Genomic DNA, 16,501 nt, shown 5'->3' on the forward strand with positions numbered 1-16,501 from the left:
ATCAGGGCGGCAGTGCCGTCAGATTGGCGCGAAAATAATGATTCAGGTAACAGTTCAGCCAGCCCTGCCGGTTTTTTTCCAGCGCAAACTGCTCATCGTCACCGCCATCACGGACAGCAGCGCCAGCGCACCGGCAGGCGCGAGCACACTCCACGGGGCGCGTTCAATATAGGGCATCCCTTCCGCCAGCACGCGTCCCCATTCCGGGGCGGGCGGGGATGCGCCAAGCCCGAGAAAACCTAATGACGCCAGCGCCAGCGCGATGCCCGGTAAACGCAGCAGGGCATGGCGCAACAGCGGACCCGCGAGCGCAGGAAACACATAAAATACATTACGGCGCAATGCACCCACGCCAATGACCGCAAGCATCTGCATGTATGGCCTTGCGCGGATTTCGGCCACCAGCGCGGCGGTATGTGCTGCCAGCGGCGCCCAGCTGACGGCGGTGACGGCAATCGCCGCGCCGGTGGCGGTTGGGCCATTGATGGCAGCGATCACCAGCCCGGCAATGACCGGCGGCAGTGCGTTAGTGACTTCAATCGGGCCGGTCATAGCACGGGGAAAAGCACCGGTAATCACGCCTGCGAGCAGGCAAATCAGTGAAACACTCAGTGCCTGCAAACAGGTGCTGAATGTGCCACGCGCCACGCGGGCGAGAAGGTCACGGCCCATCGCGTCAGCGCCAAACGGCAAAGCGAAAGAGGGGGATTGCAGGCGCAAATACTCTGATGTCAGCGGGTCGCGCGGCAAACCGGCGAGAACCATAACGACCAGAACGCTCAGACAAAGCCACGGCAGCCATGCCCGCTGTTTCTCGGGCGTGGCATCGGGTTGCGGAACCGGCACCGCACCCAATGACAACGCACGGCCCAGTAATATCCGCCGCATGCCGCCCGTCAGCATGCCGATGGCGGAGGCCAGCAGCAGCAGGATCAGCACGCCGGTTTGTAACGCCGGTAAATCTCCCGCTGCCGCCGCGCCCAGCGTAGCGCGCCCCAGGCCGGGGATGGCGAAGACTTTTTCCACCGCGATTGCACCGCCGGTCAGCGACACCAGCACCAGTCCGGTTAACGGCATTACCCCGGGCAATGCGCGCCGGATGATGGCCAGCGCGGTATGGCGGCGCGAAATGCCCAGCACGCTCCAGGTGGTCAGCCAGCTTTCATTAAAGACACCGCTGAGGGCATCGGAATACAGCCGCCCGAGATAGCCACCTGCCGGAATGCCCAGCGCCAGCGCAGGCAGCACAGCGTAATACCAGCCGGACCAGCCATAAGGCGGGAAAAATTTCAGCCAGACAGCGCCGGTAATCAGCAGCACTGACGCCAGTAAAAACTCGGGCAGCGCGGTCAGCAGTGCCGCCAGAAAACCGGCCGGGCGTGCCGTGCCGCCCTGCAAGCCACGAATCATCGTGCCCGCGCATAACAGCAGTGCAATCAGAAACGCCACGCCAGCGGAAACCGCCATCAGCGTCAGTGAAACGCCAGTGGCCCGCAACATGCCGGGTAAAACCGGCATGCCGGATACCCAGGAAATTCCCGCGTCACCCCGCAACAAACCGGCCAGCCAGTGCGTCAGTGCATGCCATGGCCCCTGATCTAACCCCAGCGTCAGGCGGATCGCATTGAGCGTTTCTGCCGTGGCTTCCTGCTCACCGGATCTTGCGCGCAGCAAGGTCAGTGCCGGATCACTGCCCGACAGCCACGGCAACAGGCCGATCAATACCACGATGGCGGCCAGCGTCAGCAAGCGCGAAATCAGCGGTATCCACGCGCCGCCGGTCTGGCTCATGCGAACACGGCTGACGGCCATGCAGGTGCGGCAATACAGAGATTCACTCATCAGTCGGCCTGAACCGCACGTTGTGTCGCGGCATTGATTAATGTGCGTTCACGCGGGTCGCGCACCGCGTCACGAATATCCGCTGCTTCGCCCTGAATCACCCGTTCATGCAACATTGGAATGGCGGCATCCGTGGCGAGGATCAGGTTTTCAGCCTGCATGATCGCCTGACGGCGTTCAGCGCCCGCCGGAATAACGGCAGCCTTTTGCAGCGCCTGATCGATGTCAGGGCGGCAAAGCTGCGCAATGTTAAACGACCCTTTGCAGGCAAAATCGCTGTACATATAGGCCACCGGGTCGCCGGAATCCAGTACCGTCGCACGGGATAAAATAAAGGCATCGAACTTGCCTGCCAGCGCGTCAGATTCGATTTGTGAGTATTCGCGCACTACCTGTTTCACAGTAAAACCGGCGGCCTTCAGTTGTTGCGCAAGGTACACCGCCACCTCCGGCAGTTCAGCGCGGTCACTGAATGTCGCTAACGTGATGGTTTCACCGGCCGGTTTACGGGCAGCTACCGGATGGCTCACCGGCTGGCGCAGTTGTGCTGCCCAGGGGAGTGCCGGACCGAGCAGACCCTGCGCCACATCGGCGCGTTTTTCGTAGACATTATCCACCAGTTGCTGACGGTTAATCGCCTCGCGAACGGCGGCACGCAGCGCCGGATCCTGCATGACGCCGAGGCGCGTATTGAGATACAGCGTGTTGGTGCGCGGCATCGGCACCTCGTGGATTAAGTTCTGATCGAGCAGCGGGGCCTGAGACACGGGAATGGCTTCGACAATATCCGCTGTGCCGCTGCGTAATGCCGCGCCGCGTGCGGTGCCGTCCGGCACGAAACTGACATCAATGCCGCTGGCTTTGGCCTTTTCACCCCAGTAACCGGCGAAACGTTCAAGCCGGGCGCTGCTGGTGCCATTCACCTGCACCAGTTCAAACGGGCCGGAACCGGTATGGCGTGGATCGACCACGCCGCTGGCGCTGTAGGCTTTTTGTGAAAGAATCGCCAGTTGCGGGCTGGACAGACGCTGCGGCAGCAACGGATCTGGCAGTGCGGTGGTCACAATCACCGCCAGTGCGCCGTCAGCCACGGCGGTCAGTTGCACGCCATCCAGAATGCGCGGTTTCGGCGCGGCATGTGCGGCGACGGTCAGTGCATTCACCACTGTGGCGGCATCAAGCGGGCTGCCGTCGTGGAATTTCACACCGGCACGCAGCGCGAAACGCCAGCTGTTATTACCGATTGGCTGCCAGCGGATGGCCAGCGCCGGTTGCGCTTCGCCGAGCTTATCGAGCGTCACCAGCGTCTCTGCTGTACTCCAGCGTGAGAGTTTAAATGCATCGTCGCTGAGCGGCGTCAGACCGGAACGCGGCGGCTGTAACATCGCCAGCCGCAGGCGTTGATCCGCGCTTTTTTCGGGGGTTTTATCGGCTTCACTGAAGCAACCGGTCAGTAAAAGGGCAGCAGAAAGCAGCCCGGCCAGCGGGCTTACACGTAACAGAGACATCAGAAGTTCCTTGTCAGATTGCAGGAGGGGGCAACTGGCGGCAGATTCGCCACATCGCCAGCGCGCTTAAAAAGGGAACGGCGGCCAGCGCCAGCCACGGAATCACTGCGCCCGGAGACGGTGTCAGGGCGTTATCGAGCAGGCCACCGAGCAGGAAATTGCCCGCGAGCACCGCAGCGCCGCCCATCGACGACAGCGCACCATAATGCGCACCGAGATTATGTTGCCCGGCAAAGCGCGGAATGAGATCCATCCCGACCGGCACAATCAGCATCTGGCCGACTGTCAGCAGGGTAATCAGTAATACGGAAGGCAGCAGCCGCAGCCAGCCTTCCGGCGGTATTGTCCAGGCGAAAAGCGCCACGGCGATAAACGCGGAAGACAGCAATCCGAAGCCCGCAGGTAAAATCCGCGCCGCGCCTACCCGGCGGGAAAAACGCGCCAGCGGCATTTGCAGAACGATCACCAGAACCGAGGCCAGCACGAACAGCGGCCCGAGGTCCTGCTCGCTGCCGCCCGAACGGCGCAGCTCCACCGGCAGCGCCAGATACAACTGGTTGTAGCTGAACAGATAAGCGCTGTAGGCAATAATAAAGGCCACAAAACGCGGCTGACGGAAGGTCTGCCACCACGGCACAATTTTCAGTTCAGCGGCGCGTTCCGGCGTGGCGGGCAGCGTGAAAAACAACACCACCAGCGCCATCAGAAACAGACCGGAACCGGCCAGCGCCACCGGCTGAAAACCGTAACCGGACAGCAGCGATCCGAGCAATGGCCCCAGCACCGCACCCAGTTCCGCGCAGACCGCCGAGAGCGCGAACCATTCTGCCCGGCTGCGTTTTCCGGCTTTCTCGCTGTGCGTTCCTGCCTGTGCCAGCAGCGCTTCGATCGAAGGGGAAAACAGTGCGCCGCCGATGCCGGTCAGACAGGCGCCGAGAATCACCGGTGCCAGTGTGTCGGAAAGCCCGAGCAGCAGAAAACCGGTGATACGCACCACGCAGCCCAGCAGAATGATGATCCGTGCGCCGTAGCGGTCAGACAGTGCCCCGCCGAGCAAAAACATGCCCTGTTGCGAGAATGTCCGCAAACCCAGCACCAGCCCGATCGCCCAGCCGGAAAGCAATAAATCGTCGCGCAGAAAAATCGCCAGGAACGGCACGACGGCATAAAAGCCAATGTTAAATACCAGATTGCTGGCGAGCAGCAGCGGTGGTTTTGGCGCAGAAGCGCGGGCAATGGAACGGGTCAGCATCCGGTTATCCGTTAACGGTCAAAGGTAAATGAGGAATGGCCTGCAGCAGTTGCCGGGTATGCGTATGGTCCGGGGTGCGCAAAATATCCTGTGTGGCGCGGTCTTCCACAATTTTGCCGCCGTGCATTACCAGCAACCGGTCGCATAGCCCGGCCACCATCGAGATATCGTGCGTGACCATCAGCAGGCCCATGCCATTTTGCTGCGTCACCTGTTGCAGCAGTTGTTTGATCTGCCCGCGCAGGGGAAGATCCAGCCCGCTCACCGGCTCGTCGGCCACCAGAAATTGCGGGCGGATCGCCAGCGCACGGGCAATCGCCAGCCGCTGCGCCTGCCCGCCGGAGAGTCCGGCTGCCGTACGCCCTATCAACGTTTCGCTCAGGCAGACCTGCGCCATCACGTCAGTCACGCGCAGACGGATATTGCCGCTAAACCCGAGGCGTTTCAGCGGTTCGGCAATAATCTGATAAACGGTCTGAGCCGGCGGCAGCGAACCGGCCGGATCCTGCGGAATGTACTGCACGCGCTGCCGGTATGCGCGCAGAGACCGCGCAGAGCCGGGGCGAATTTTAACACCGGCGCAATATACTTCACCGCTGTCGGGAGATTCAAGCGCCAGCAAGATTTTCAGCAGGGAGGATTTTCCACAGCCGGACGCGCCGACCAGCCCGAGCGTTTCGTGGCGGCCGATACGCAGCGACAGATGCTCAAAAAGCGCAGCGTGCTGCCTGCGCCAGCCGGACCGCGGCAGGGCGAGATGGCGGCTGACGTTATGCAGATGCAGAAACGGTTCGGTGATCAGATGCAGTGAAGATTCCATCAGACAGCAACCCCGCGCAGCGACGCGGCATTCTGATGCAGCGCGGCGGCCTGTCTTGCAGCGTGAACCAGTTTTCTGGAATAAGGATGTTGCGGATGACGGAGTAACTGCGCCATACCGGCAGATTCCACCAGCACGCCGTTTTCCATTACCAGTGCGCGCTCGCATAGCTGCGCGGCGACGGCAATATCATGGGTGATAAACAGCAGCGCCCGGGGTGATTGCGGGCGGGTGCAGGCCTTATGCATGACCTGTAAAACCTGTTGCTGGGTCAGCACGTCGAGCGCGGTGGTCGGTTCATCCGCCACCAGCAGCGAAGAAGAGGATTGCATCGCCAGCGCCAGGCACAAACGCTGGCGCTGACCGCCGGAAAGCTCCGCCGGATAACGGGTGGAAAATTGCGCAATATCGCCCAGCCCGACGGCATCCAGCATCGTGCAGATTTCGTCTTCGCTGGTGGCGGGCAGGGCGAGACGTAGCTGTTTTCCGAGCGTCATCAGCGGGTTCAGTGCGGTGGAAGAATCCTGAAAAACCGTGGCGACGCGGCTGGCAGCACAACGTGAAACCGGATGTCTGCCGCGCACTTCAACGCTATTCACCCGAATACTGCCGCCGGGTATCGCGCCCGCAGGCAGCGTGCCGGTGATGGCTTTGGCAGTCAGTGATTTACCGGAGCCGGAAGCACCAAGCAGACAAACCCGTTCGCCCGCACTGACGCTGAAACTCAGTCTGCTGACGCGTTCTTCACCTGCGAGCCGCACTGTCAGCCCTTCCACCGCGAGAACCGGTTCAGTATTTTGCGTCCTGTTGTGTGTCATTCCCTAAACCTGTTCATCGCTGCGACTGTTTTGATATGTGATAACATAACAAAATGTGTCAATTTAATGCAAAAGGTTTTGTGATTTTCTCTGTGCTATTTGCCGGTGCAACTGTGTGCAGCACCCTTTCAGGCAGCGAAATGATGAGTTCGCCGCTGTCGTAGCCGGGACATGATGAAGCAAAGCTGGCAGGAACAATCAGATGACGCGAGATGAATTAACATCTCTCATCATCCTCATGTGACGACATTGAATATCTATTTGATCTGCGAGAAGTGCGGGGAACGCCAGTGCAATTTAGGGGTTAAAAAGCATTGTGGCTGTGCGATGGGTTGTTCATTCATCAGATCACTGATCATGCTGAAGCAGTGCATAGCCAGCTCCCCGCAGTCCTGAGCGACGGTATCAATTTTCACGGACAGCGAGTCGTAAAGATAGTGATCGTCAAAACTGCAAAGATGGATATCACTCTCAAGCAATTGATGCTGGCTCATATAGCGCAGAACCCCTTCCATCAAACCGCAGGAGGCCACGAAAAGCGCTTTGGGTGGACGCCCAAGCCGGGCACACAGTTGGGCAAACATTTCGTAGCCGGAGCTCGGGTGGTAGTTGCCGTACACAATCCAGTCGGGGTCGAGACTGACACCTTCCCGCTGCAGGCCAAGCTGATAGCCTGCGAGGCGATCGCGGGTCGGAGAAATTCGCGGCTGGCCGCCGATAAAATAAAACTCGTCCCGCTGAATTTTCGCTATCCGCGAAACCAGTTCTGCTGAAGATTCGATGGCTTCACAGACAACAATAGGGAGCTGCGTGTCCTGCATATGACGGTCAAACAAAACGACGGGGACTTGCTGGCTGATTTTTACGTATTCCGCATCGCTGAGCATGCTGGACGCCACAATCAGGCCATCGACCTGACGCTGGATGAGATTATTGACCACCATGGTTTCCTGGCTGGTATTTTCATCCGTACAGGCAATCAGCAGCTGCATGCCGTTCTCACGACACAGTGTTTCAAGTTCGTTAGAACAGGCAGCAAAACCGTAGTTGGTCATTTCCGGCACCACCAGCCCCAGGGTGAAACTGCGGCTGACATTCAGCGAGCGGGCGTGAATGCTCGGCTGATAATGATGTTCAGCCGCCACGGCGAGCACCCGATCCCGGGTAGGATCGGAGATACGAAACTTCTTGCTGTGCCCGTTGAGTACCTGGCTGGCAGTCGATTTCGATACGCCAGCCAGTTCGGCTATGCCACTGATAGTGATGCGTTTGGTCTTTTTCACTGCGCCATATTCTGTTGTCCGGAAAGACATTTATTCTATCACGCATTCCGCCAACGACCAGTGGCGCAGCGTAATCTGATGAGAACCCTGCAAGTTCAATTGTGCTGGTAAAACAGGGAAATAGCGTGCGGACATCACCGCTTCTCCGTCATTAATGAAAATTTCAAGGCTCGATGCATCGCTTAACACCGTCAGCTTACGTAACTGCCCCTGCCAGACACGATGTTCAGGCTCACCCGTACGCCGGTTTTTACGGCTTAAACGCAATTCTTCCCCGTCGAAGCTGAGGGTCATATCACCACCAAAATCGGCGATGAAGGGGTGTTCAGTGACAATCTCTGTCTCGGCGTGGGTGATGTCCAGAGGCAGGCAATTGTCCGCAATCCCTTGCCATGTCTGCTCGTCACGACGAAGTTGTTGCAGTTCACGGGCCGGTTTCTGGATGATTTTTCCCGCGACCAGTGTCAGTTCGCGCGGGCAGGTCAGGGTATGCAGCCAGCCGTTTTGTATTGTCGGCTGGTAAAATTCATCACCGTCCGGGATCCCCATCCACCCAATCAGCAGCCGTCGCCCGTCATCCGTCTGTGTGGTTTGCGGTGCATAAAATTCGAACCCCAGATCCAGTTCAGCGAAATCGCCGTGCGTAAACGTGGCATTGGCGTAATCCAGTTGCCCGACAAAATAACCCGACTGGAAGGTATTCAGATAACGGTCAGATTCCGCCGCTAAACCTTGCGGGCAGCAAATCAGAATGTCGTTTTCGGCCAGCCGGAATAAGTCCGGGCACTCCCACATGTAACCGAACTCACCCAGCCCGTGTAAACCCGAACCGGCAATTTCGCCGAGCAGATCCCACGCGGATAAATCGTCAGATCGCAGCAATAACACTTTGCCCTGAAGGCTGAGATCCTGAGCGCCCAGCACCATGTACCAGTGTTTGTCATGCCACCAGACTTTCGGATCACGCACATGTCCGGTATAGCCTTGCGGCAGGTTGAATACCGGCCCGGTTTTATCAAACTCACCCTCAGCATTTTCGCGCGCCAGACACTGAAACGCCGTGCGGCTGCCATCGGGATATTTCACGTTGCCGGTGTAAATCAGCGTCAGCTGGCCGTTGTCTGTTACGGCTGAGCCGGAATAACAGCCGTGGGTTTCGTATTCTTCTGACGGCGCCAGCGCCAGTGGTTCATGCTGCCAGTGAAGTAAATCTGCTGAACTCCAGTGCCCCCAGAACTTGGCACCGTGCGCGCAGGCCAGCGGGTTCCATTGATAGAACAAATGGAATCGACCGTTATGCTGGATAAAGCCATTAGGGTCATTGAGCAGCCCGACCGGCGGCGCGAGATGCCAGCCGGGACGGTACGGATCTGCCGCCGCTCTGACCTGACCGGCCACCACACTGCGCAGCGCTTTTTTCAGCAAACTGACTTCTGTCATTTTTCACTCTCCGTGTTGTATTTCAGCAGCAATGACAACAGGAATGCGCTGCCGAAGGCAATCACCAGACCAATCAGGTAGCTGAGAATCGAACTGGACTGCACGATGGCCAGCCCCGGAATACCGGTCAGGCCAACCGCCGTCATATTGACGTGCATCGCAACCACCCAGGCGCCGCCAAGCGCACCGCCGACCAGAGCGGCGAGAAACGGTTTCATGAAGCGCAGGTTGATACCAAAAATTGCCGCTTCCGTTATGCCCAACATCGCGGAGAATGCTGAAGGCACGGCAATGGCTTTAATTTTCGCATCACGCGTTTTGAAATAGACCGCAAGACAGGCTCCTCCCTGTGCAACATTCGCCATCGACCAGATAGGCAGCAGGAAATTCACCCCGATATTCGGGTTCCCCAGCAAACCGGCCTCAATCGCATGGAAGCTGTGGTGAATACCGGTGATCACGATAACCGAATACAATCCGCCAAACACCAGACCTGCCACCCAACCGGCATGGGTAATTAACGTGCTGAGAATAAAGGAGATACCGTCCCCGAGCGCACGACCCGCAGGGCCGATGATCAGGAAAGCGATAAAACCGGAAATGATGACCGTCAGGAAAGGCGTCAGGATCAGATCCAGTGCATCAGGGATCACTTTGCGCAGGCGTTTTTCGATGAAGCTCATAAACCAGACCGCCAGCAAAACCGGGAATACCGTGCCCTGATAACCGATCATCGCAATTTCGATACCAAAGAAATTCATGGTATGGAAACCACTGGCAACGCCCCAGGCGTTAGTCAGTGCCGGGTGAGTCAGAATGCCACCCAGTGTTGCACCCAGGAACGGATTACCGCCAAATTCGCGCGCGGCAGTGAAACCAATCAGGATCGGCAGAATGATAAATGCCGCCGAGCTGAACATATCGAGCATGATAAAAATCGCGCTCTCAGGGTTGGCCCAGCCGTAGGTTTTCACCATGCCGAGCAGCCCCATCAGCAGGCCGGATGCGACAATCGCCGGAATAATCGGCACAAAGATATTCGACAGCACGCGCGCGAGTCGCTGGAAGGGATTGAGTTTTCGCGCCGCAATATCGGCGGCTTCGGATTTGCTCGATTCGCTGATACCGGCCACTTTAATAAACTCGGCGTACACCTTGTTCACCAGTCCCGTACCAAAAATGATCTGAATCTGTCCGGCGTTGCTGAAACAGCCTTTTACGCCTTCCACTTTTTCGATAGCACTTTTGTTGATCAGACTGTCGTCTGCCAGCACCAGGCGCAGACGTGTGGCACAGTGTGCCGCGCTGGCAATATTGTCCTTCCCACCCAACAGCGGAAGCAGCTCAGTCGCGATTGCATTGATGTTCATAGAATCCCTTAATTTATCTTTACCGTTAACACCCGGTCAGACCGGGTGCTTTTTTTTTAAAATCAAACCCTGCCGTTTAGAACCAGGTTTCCATCTGGATGCCGAAATTCCACTGTCCGCCCGCCGTAAAGCCATCTGTACCAAATGAATCACTGGAGGAATAACTGTCGAGTTCTTTGCTCCAGTCCATGTAAGTGGCAAAGAAGCGAATTTCAGGGCGGCTCAGCATGTTGCTGATATCGCCCACTTTGAAGGTTGGTGCGAAGGTCAGTTTGTAGAAACCGCCTTTCACTTTGTTGTAATCGCTGTAACCCTGCGGATTGAGATCCATATACTGATAGCTGCCTTCATACGCCAGCTCGAAGTTCTCGGTAATTTGCTGAATCAGCCGGGTGTTGAAGGTCAGCCATTTATAGTCATCGCCGGAGACATAACGGTCTTTGCTCTGCTGAGCCAGAACAGCCGGAGCAATACTCCAGTTTTTGCTGATCGGTGTGATGCCGTAGGTTGCCAGACGCAGCGTACTGGCATCGTCAGTCAGATGTCCGTCAGAGCCCAGTGCTTTCACCTCCGCCCCCAGTCCGTGACCGTAAAGCAGCGCGGTTTTGGATGACCCTTCACGCAGACCATAGAAACTGTCGCCGTGGTACGCCAGCATGGTATGGAAGCCGGTGTCCGCCGCATTAGTGATCCCATTTGTGCCGGTATTTTCGCGATCCTGATTGTTTTTGGCACGCAACCCGCTCAGCATCCACTGGAAAGGCCCGGCATAGTTGTTGGCTGTGACAATGTAATTTTCGATGCGGGTATCATCGTTGTTATCGTCTTCAAGATCGTCAAAGTTTCTTCCGTAAAGCGAGAAGTTACTTTTCAGGTTATCTCCCCATTTGACGTCATAGATCCCGCCGCCGGTCCCCGCCAGGAAGATGATGTCGGAATCAAGCCAGTGAATGTCGAAATTATCGCGGTCAAAGCGTTTACCCGCCCACAGCGTGGAATCTTTCCACGGACCGGTGAACGTCGGCAGCGAGCCGAGTTCAACAAAGGCCTGACGGATATTTAAATCGCTGGTCGCGCCGGTCCAGTCGTTGTAGCTGCGCTGACCGTCAGCCAGCATAACTTTGTAGCGGGAAGTCGCACCGCTGGCCATTGTCTGGTTATGCTCCAGATTCAGCTCAACGTAGGTGTTGTTTTCATTGCCAAGACGCCCGACTGCACCGCCGGTTTGTCCGGCAGGCGTCACGTACGGGCCGCTTTCCGTGGAGGTCGCCGAGTCATTCATGATCACGCCGGAACGGGCATATCCCGTGAATTTAAACCCGCTGTTATCACTGCTGTTTTTATTGTTATCAGCGGCTAACGTTTCAGTGCGTTTAGCCACATCGGCGGTTTGCTGCTGGGTGATTTCAGCCGTCTTCGCCACCTGACGGGTTTGCTGTTCGTTGCTGGCGGTGCGTGTTTCGAGTTGCTTAACCTGCTGTTCTGCCTGCGTAGCACGGGCTTCGGCCTTAGCGGCGCGGCTTTCGGCGAGTTGTAGTCGTTTTTCCATCGCCGCAAAGCGCGCTTCAATCGCACTGGCGGAGATATCGGCACCCTGGGCCGCAGAAGAAAGAATAAGTCCAATAGCAACAGCAAGATAGCGAGGTTTCATCATCATTTTTATCCCTTCAGAGGAAGTTTAATTATTATGGGAAAACCATTTTGCTAAATTGCTAAACTGGTTTTCCTGAGCACAATAAACACCCGTTATGTATTTACGCAACGAAGTTCGGCAGCCTTGTGCTGGATTTGTGATCTTGCTGGCAATTCCATCTCTCGTCCTGAAAATTCATTTGCTCTTGATTAGCTAAACCGGTTCTTCTATTTTATCGACAGACGATTTATCAGGATTTAAAAAAGGAATGAAGATGAATAACCGGGTTTGGGTTTTGGGTGACGCGGTGGTGGATCTGATCGCTGAAGAGGATGACCGCTTATTAAAATGCCCGGGCGGGGCACCGGCGAATGTTGCCGTCGGGATCCGCCGCCTCGGGGGAGACAGCGCATTTATCGGGCGCGTGGGCGATGACCCTTTCGGGAAGTTCCTGATGAAAACCCTCGCGGATGAGGGGGTGAATATTGACTGTATGTACCTTGACCCTCATCACCGTACCTCCACCGTGGTGGTGGAAAACGATGCTGACGGCGAACGCTCTTTTACCTTCATGGTGCGTCCGGGTGCGGATTTATTCCTCCAGGCAACCGACATTCCGGCTTTCCATCCCGGGGATTTCTTGCATTTATGCTCAATCGCGTTATCTGCGGAACCTTCACGTTCCTCCGCCTTTCTGGCAATGGCGAAGATGAAAGCGGCAGGGGGTTATGTCTGTTTTGATCCCAATATCCGGCATGACTTGTGGTCTGATGAGGGACAACTGCGTGAAAATCTTGCCCGCGCCTTGTCGCTGGCTAATGTGATTAAAGTCTCAGAGGATGAGCTGGAATTTCTGACGGGCGAAGCGTTGCTGTCGGAGGGGATGCTGCGTCTGTGTGACCGCTATAATCCCGAACTGCTGCTGGTCACGCAGGGAAAACTGGGGGTTTCGGTTTACCGGAAAAATAATGCCAGTCTGCAGCACTATCCGGCCCGCGAAGTGAAAGCGGTGGATACCACCGGTGCCGGAGATGCTTTTGTCGCCGGATTACTGGCCGGGCTGGCGCAACACTGGCCGCTGACCTCGGAGAGTGTCTGGCAACAGATCATTCATCAGGCACTGGCATGCGGTGCTCTTGCTACCACCGCCAGAGGCGCAATGACCGCATTACCCGACAGCGTTACCTTAAAAGCGTTCTCTTCTCAGGGGTAACCGCGCCCGACGATGTTGCCCGGACCGCAACTGTTCACCCGACGAAAATAATGTAAGTAATCTGTAATCCAACGTCATGTTTTACGAAAATCAAATGTTTGCCGCTGAACCTCCTATATATCCCACAGTCTGTTAGCGAGGTTATTTCTTCTGATAGCAAAGTATTTTGTTAACAGGAATTTTTGTTAGTTGAAAAACGGCGAGCACGGATCACATGACAATGAAAAAATTACTCTTAGCGTCGCTGCTGTTCAGCAGTGCCCCGGTTTTTGCTGCCGGCGGGTTTGTCGTAAAAGACATTCACGTCGAAGGATTGCAGCGGGTCACCGTCGGCGCAGCCTTGCTGAGCATCCCCGTGCGCGTGGGCGATACGGTATCCGATGACGATATCAGCCAGACGATCCGTGCCTTGTTTGCGACCGGCAATTTTGACGATGTGAAGGTGCTTGAAGATGGCAACACGCTGATTGTTCAGGTGAAAGAGCGGCCAACGATTGCCAGCATTACGTTCTCGGGCAACAAAGCCATAAAGGACGAGATGTTGCAGCAGAACCTGGAAGCCTCAGGGATCCGCGTCGGGGACGCGCTGGATCGCACCACCATTTCGTCGATTGAAAAGGGACTGGAGGATTTTTATTACAGCGTCGGCAAATACAGCGCGAGTGTAAAAGCGGTGGTGACGCCGTTGCCGCGTAACCGCGTGGACGTGAAACTGGTCTTTACCGAAGGCGTGTCGGCAAAAATTCAACAAATCAATATTGTGGGCAATAAAGCTTTTACCAGTGACGATTTAATCGCCCATTTCCAGCTACGTGATGAGGTGCCGTGGTGGAATGTGATTGGCGATAAAAAATATGAAAAACAAAAACTGTCAGGTGATTTAGAAACACTTCGCAGTTTTTATCTCGACCGCGGTTATGCCCGTTTTAATATTGATTCCACCCAGGTCAGTTTAACGCCGGATAAGAAAGGGATTTATATTACCGTCAATATTACTGAGGGTGCGCAATATACCGTGTCCGGCGTAGTGGTGACCGGCGACATGGCCGGACATTCTTCCGAAATTGAATCGCTCGCCGCCATTCCTGCCGGTGAATTGTATAACGGCGCGAAAGTCACCAAAGTGGAAGGTGACATCAAAAATCTGCTGGGCCGCTATGGCTATGCCTATCCGCATGTCACGACGCAAAGCGACATTAATGAAACGGATAAAACCGTGAAACTGCATATCAGCGTGGATACCGGCAACCGTTATTCGGTGCGCCGCATTCGTTTTGAAGGCAATGACACCTCGAAAGATGAAGTGCTGCGGCGCGAAATGCGCCAGATGGAGGGCGCGTGGCTGGGCAATGATCTGGTGCAGAAGGGCAAAGATCGCCTCAACCGTACCGGCTATTTCGAGTCGGTTGATGTGGATACCCAGCCGGTGCCCGGTTCAGCGGATCAGGTTGATGTGGTGTATAAAGTTAAAGAGCGTAACACCGGCACATTCAACGTGGGCCTGGGTTATGGCACCGACAGCGGCATCAGTTATCAGTTGGGCGTAACGCAGGACAACTGGCTGGGCAGTGGTAATACGGTCAGTTTCAGCGGCACGCGCAACTCTTATCAGACCTATGTCGAAGTCTCGGCCACCAACCCGTATTACACCGTTGATGGCATCAGCCTTGGCGGCAAAGTGTTCTACAACCATTACGACGCGGAAGATAACGATCTGGCGGCGTATAATCTGCAAAGTTACGGCACAGGCGTGAATCTTGGCCTGCCGGTCAGCGAAAACAATACGCTGAATCTGGGGCTGGATTACGTTCACAGTACGCTGAGTGATATGGAACCGCAGGTCGCGGTCTGGCGCTATCTCAATGCCAGCGGCGTACAGCCGGGGGTGGTAACGACCTCCACCAACAGCGATGCTCAACTGAGCACCAATGACTTCTTCGCCAGTGTCGGCTGGGCGTATAACGATCTTAACCGTGGCTTCTTCCCGTCATCCGGCACGCGCGCCAGCCTGGCGGCAAAAGTGACCACGCCTGGCTCGGACGACAGTTATTACAAAATCACCTTTGATGCCAACCATTACATTCCGCTGAGCGACAAATCGGACTGGGTATTAATGGGCCGCGCCAAAGCCGGTTACGCGGCAGGCATTGGCAGCAACGAAGTCCCGTTCTACGACAACTTCTACGCAGGTGGCTCCAGCTCGGTTCGCGGTTTCTCCTCCAACACCATCGGGCCGAAAGCGGCGTATTACAAATGCAGCAGCGCGGACAGCTCGTATTCCACCTGTCCGGTGACCAAATCGACTGATGCGGTGGGCGGTAATGCGATGGCGATTGCCAGCGCGGAACTGTATGTGCCGACGCCGTTCATCAGCGAGAAATACGCCAGTTCAGTGCGTACCTCATTATTTGTCGACTCCGGTACGGTGTGGGATACGAGATGGAAAAATACCTCAGCGACCGAAGCCGCGGGTATTCCGGATTACAGCGACCCGACACATATTCGTGTTTCCAGTGGTATTGCGCTGCAATGGCAATCCCCGCTCGGCCCGCTGGTATTCTCTTATGCGCAGCCGCTGGTGAAATATGAAGGGGACAGTGCGGAGCAATTCCAGTTTAATATCGGTAAGACGTGGTAATAATAACGCTGTCTTACAAAGTTATTACTTTTTACAGACGCAATGAGAATAGAAAATAAATCTGATTCAATTATAATGCCGGCATGATGTTTATTGAGCAACCCTTAGGGTAAAACATCATGCCATTATAATATTGTTGGAGTTCTTCCTTTTAAGGGCTGCCCCTGTGCGGCCCTTCTTTTTATTCGTTTATCACAGCAGAAATAAGCGATTATTCTGCTTTGTGGTAATTCCCTTGCGCATCGGCACTTTCAAAAATCATTGAAACGGAATTGACACAATGGCGCAGATTCTTCTCAGTTAAATATTCCCCCTCAAAGACATGCCCCAGATGTGCCTTGCAGTTGGCACACACAATTTCTGTTCTGCGGCCATCGGCATCCGGCACACGTTCAACCGCACCCGGAATTTCATCGTCGAAAGCGGGCCAGCCGCAATGGGATTCGAATTTGTGTTCTGAGGAATACAGCGGCGCAGAACATCTTTTACAGACGTAACGGCCCGGTGAAAAGTGGTCGTTATACTCACCGGTATTCGGGTGCTCTGTCCCTTTGTTTTCGATGACAAAACGTTCAAAATCATTCAGTTCTCTGTTCATTATCATTGCTCCTGGCAGGTGACATTGCAGCCTTATAGTGTAGCGCTATATTGGGGCGACATATCAAGCTGCAAGTGCCCTCCTGC

At 55.8% G+C, this 16,501-nt stretch carries 12 protein-coding genes; 2 read left to right on the forward strand and 10 right to left on the reverse strand.

Annotated elements, in window-relative coordinates; genetic code table 11:
• Positions 1-54 precede the first annotated feature (54 nt).
• The 9 genes from EX31_RS00395 to EX31_RS00435 all read right to left on the reverse strand — a co-directional run bounded on the left by EX31_RS00395 (position 55) and on the right by EX31_RS00435 (position 11,990).
• Positions 55-1,842, reverse strand: a complete 1,788-nt coding sequence (locus EX31_RS00395) for an ABC transporter permease subunit (RefSeq protein WP_037032756.1) — start codon at positions 1,840-1,842, stop codon at positions 55-57.
• Positions 1,842-3,350, reverse strand: coding sequence for an ABC transporter substrate-binding protein (locus EX31_RS00400; protein ID WP_037032757.1), 1,509 nt, complete (start codon positions 3,348-3,350; stop codon positions 1,842-1,844). Before EX31_RS00400 ends, EX31_RS00395 begins: the two co-directional genes overlap by 1 nt.
• A 13-nt stretch (positions 3,351-3,363) precedes the next feature.
• Entirely contained in the window at positions 3,364-4,602 is a 1,239-nt protein-coding gene (locus tag EX31_RS00405) for an MDR family MFS transporter (RefSeq protein WP_037032758.1), read from the reverse strand.
• Between the two features lie 4 nt (positions 4,603-4,606).
• Complete coding sequence (locus EX31_RS00410; protein ID WP_037032759.1) at positions 4,607-5,422, reverse strand: ABC transporter ATP-binding protein; 816 nt, start codon at positions 5,420-5,422, stop codon at positions 4,607-4,609.
• The gene (locus tag EX31_RS00415; RefSeq protein WP_037032760.1) at positions 5,422-6,240 is read right to left on the reverse strand and encodes an ATP-binding cassette domain-containing protein; all 819 of its coding nucleotides are present in this window, start codon (positions 6,238-6,240) and stop codon (positions 5,422-5,424) included. Before EX31_RS00415 ends, EX31_RS00410 begins: the two co-directional genes overlap by 1 nt.
• Before the next feature lie 257 nt (positions 6,241-6,497).
• The gene (locus EX31_RS00420; RefSeq protein WP_037032761.1) at positions 6,498-7,553 is read right to left on the reverse strand and encodes a LacI family DNA-binding transcriptional regulator; all 1,056 of its coding nucleotides are present in this window, start codon (positions 7,551-7,553) and stop codon (positions 6,498-6,500) included.
• Positions 7,554-8,963 carry a sucrose-6-phosphate hydrolase gene (locus EX31_RS00425; RefSeq protein WP_037032762.1) on the reverse strand — a complete coding sequence of 470 codons (1,410 nt, stop codon included), beginning with the start codon at positions 8,961-8,963 and terminating at the stop codon, positions 7,554-7,556.
• Positions 8,960-10,333, reverse strand: a complete 1,374-nt coding sequence (locus EX31_RS00430; protein ID WP_013578077.1) for a sucrose-specific PTS transporter subunit IIBC — start codon at positions 10,331-10,333, stop codon at positions 8,960-8,962. Before EX31_RS00430 ends, EX31_RS00425 begins: the two co-directional genes overlap by 4 nt.
• Before the next feature lie 76 nt (positions 10,334-10,409).
• Positions 10,410-11,990 (reverse strand): carbohydrate porin, encoded by a 1,581-nt coding sequence (locus EX31_RS00435; protein WP_037032764.1) that lies wholly within the window; start codon positions 11,988-11,990, stop codon positions 10,410-10,412.
• 250 nt (positions 11,991-12,240) lie between these two features.
• Here EX31_RS00435 and EX31_RS00440 point away from each other — a divergent pair, with 250 nt between their 5' ends.
• Together EX31_RS00440 and bamA are read left to right on the forward strand one after the other, a co-directional pair.
• Positions 12,241-13,179, forward strand: a complete 939-nt coding sequence (locus tag EX31_RS00440; RefSeq protein WP_037032766.1) for an aminoimidazole riboside kinase — start codon at positions 12,241-12,243, stop codon at positions 13,177-13,179.
• Between the two features lie 214 nt (positions 13,180-13,393).
• A complete protein-coding gene (gene bamA / locus EX31_RS00445) occupies positions 13,394-15,817 on the forward strand; it encodes an outer membrane protein assembly factor BamA (RefSeq protein ID WP_037032767.1) in 2,424 nt (807 codons plus the stop codon).
• A 211-nt stretch (positions 15,818-16,028) separates the two neighbouring features.
• Here the strand turns inward: bamA and EX31_RS00450 are convergent, their stop codons facing one another.
• The gene (locus EX31_RS00450) at positions 16,029-16,415 is read right to left on the reverse strand and encodes a methionine-R-sulfoxide reductase (protein WP_037032769.1); all 387 of its coding nucleotides are present in this window, start codon (positions 16,413-16,415) and stop codon (positions 16,029-16,031) included.
• Between the last annotated feature and the right edge of the window lie 86 nt (positions 16,416-16,501).

Origin of the sequence: Rahnella sp. WP5, from assembly GCF_000745615.1 — a bacterium.
In the GTDB taxonomy this organism is placed as follows: domain Bacteria; phylum Pseudomonadota; class Gammaproteobacteria; order Enterobacterales; family Enterobacteriaceae; genus Rahnella; species Rahnella aceris.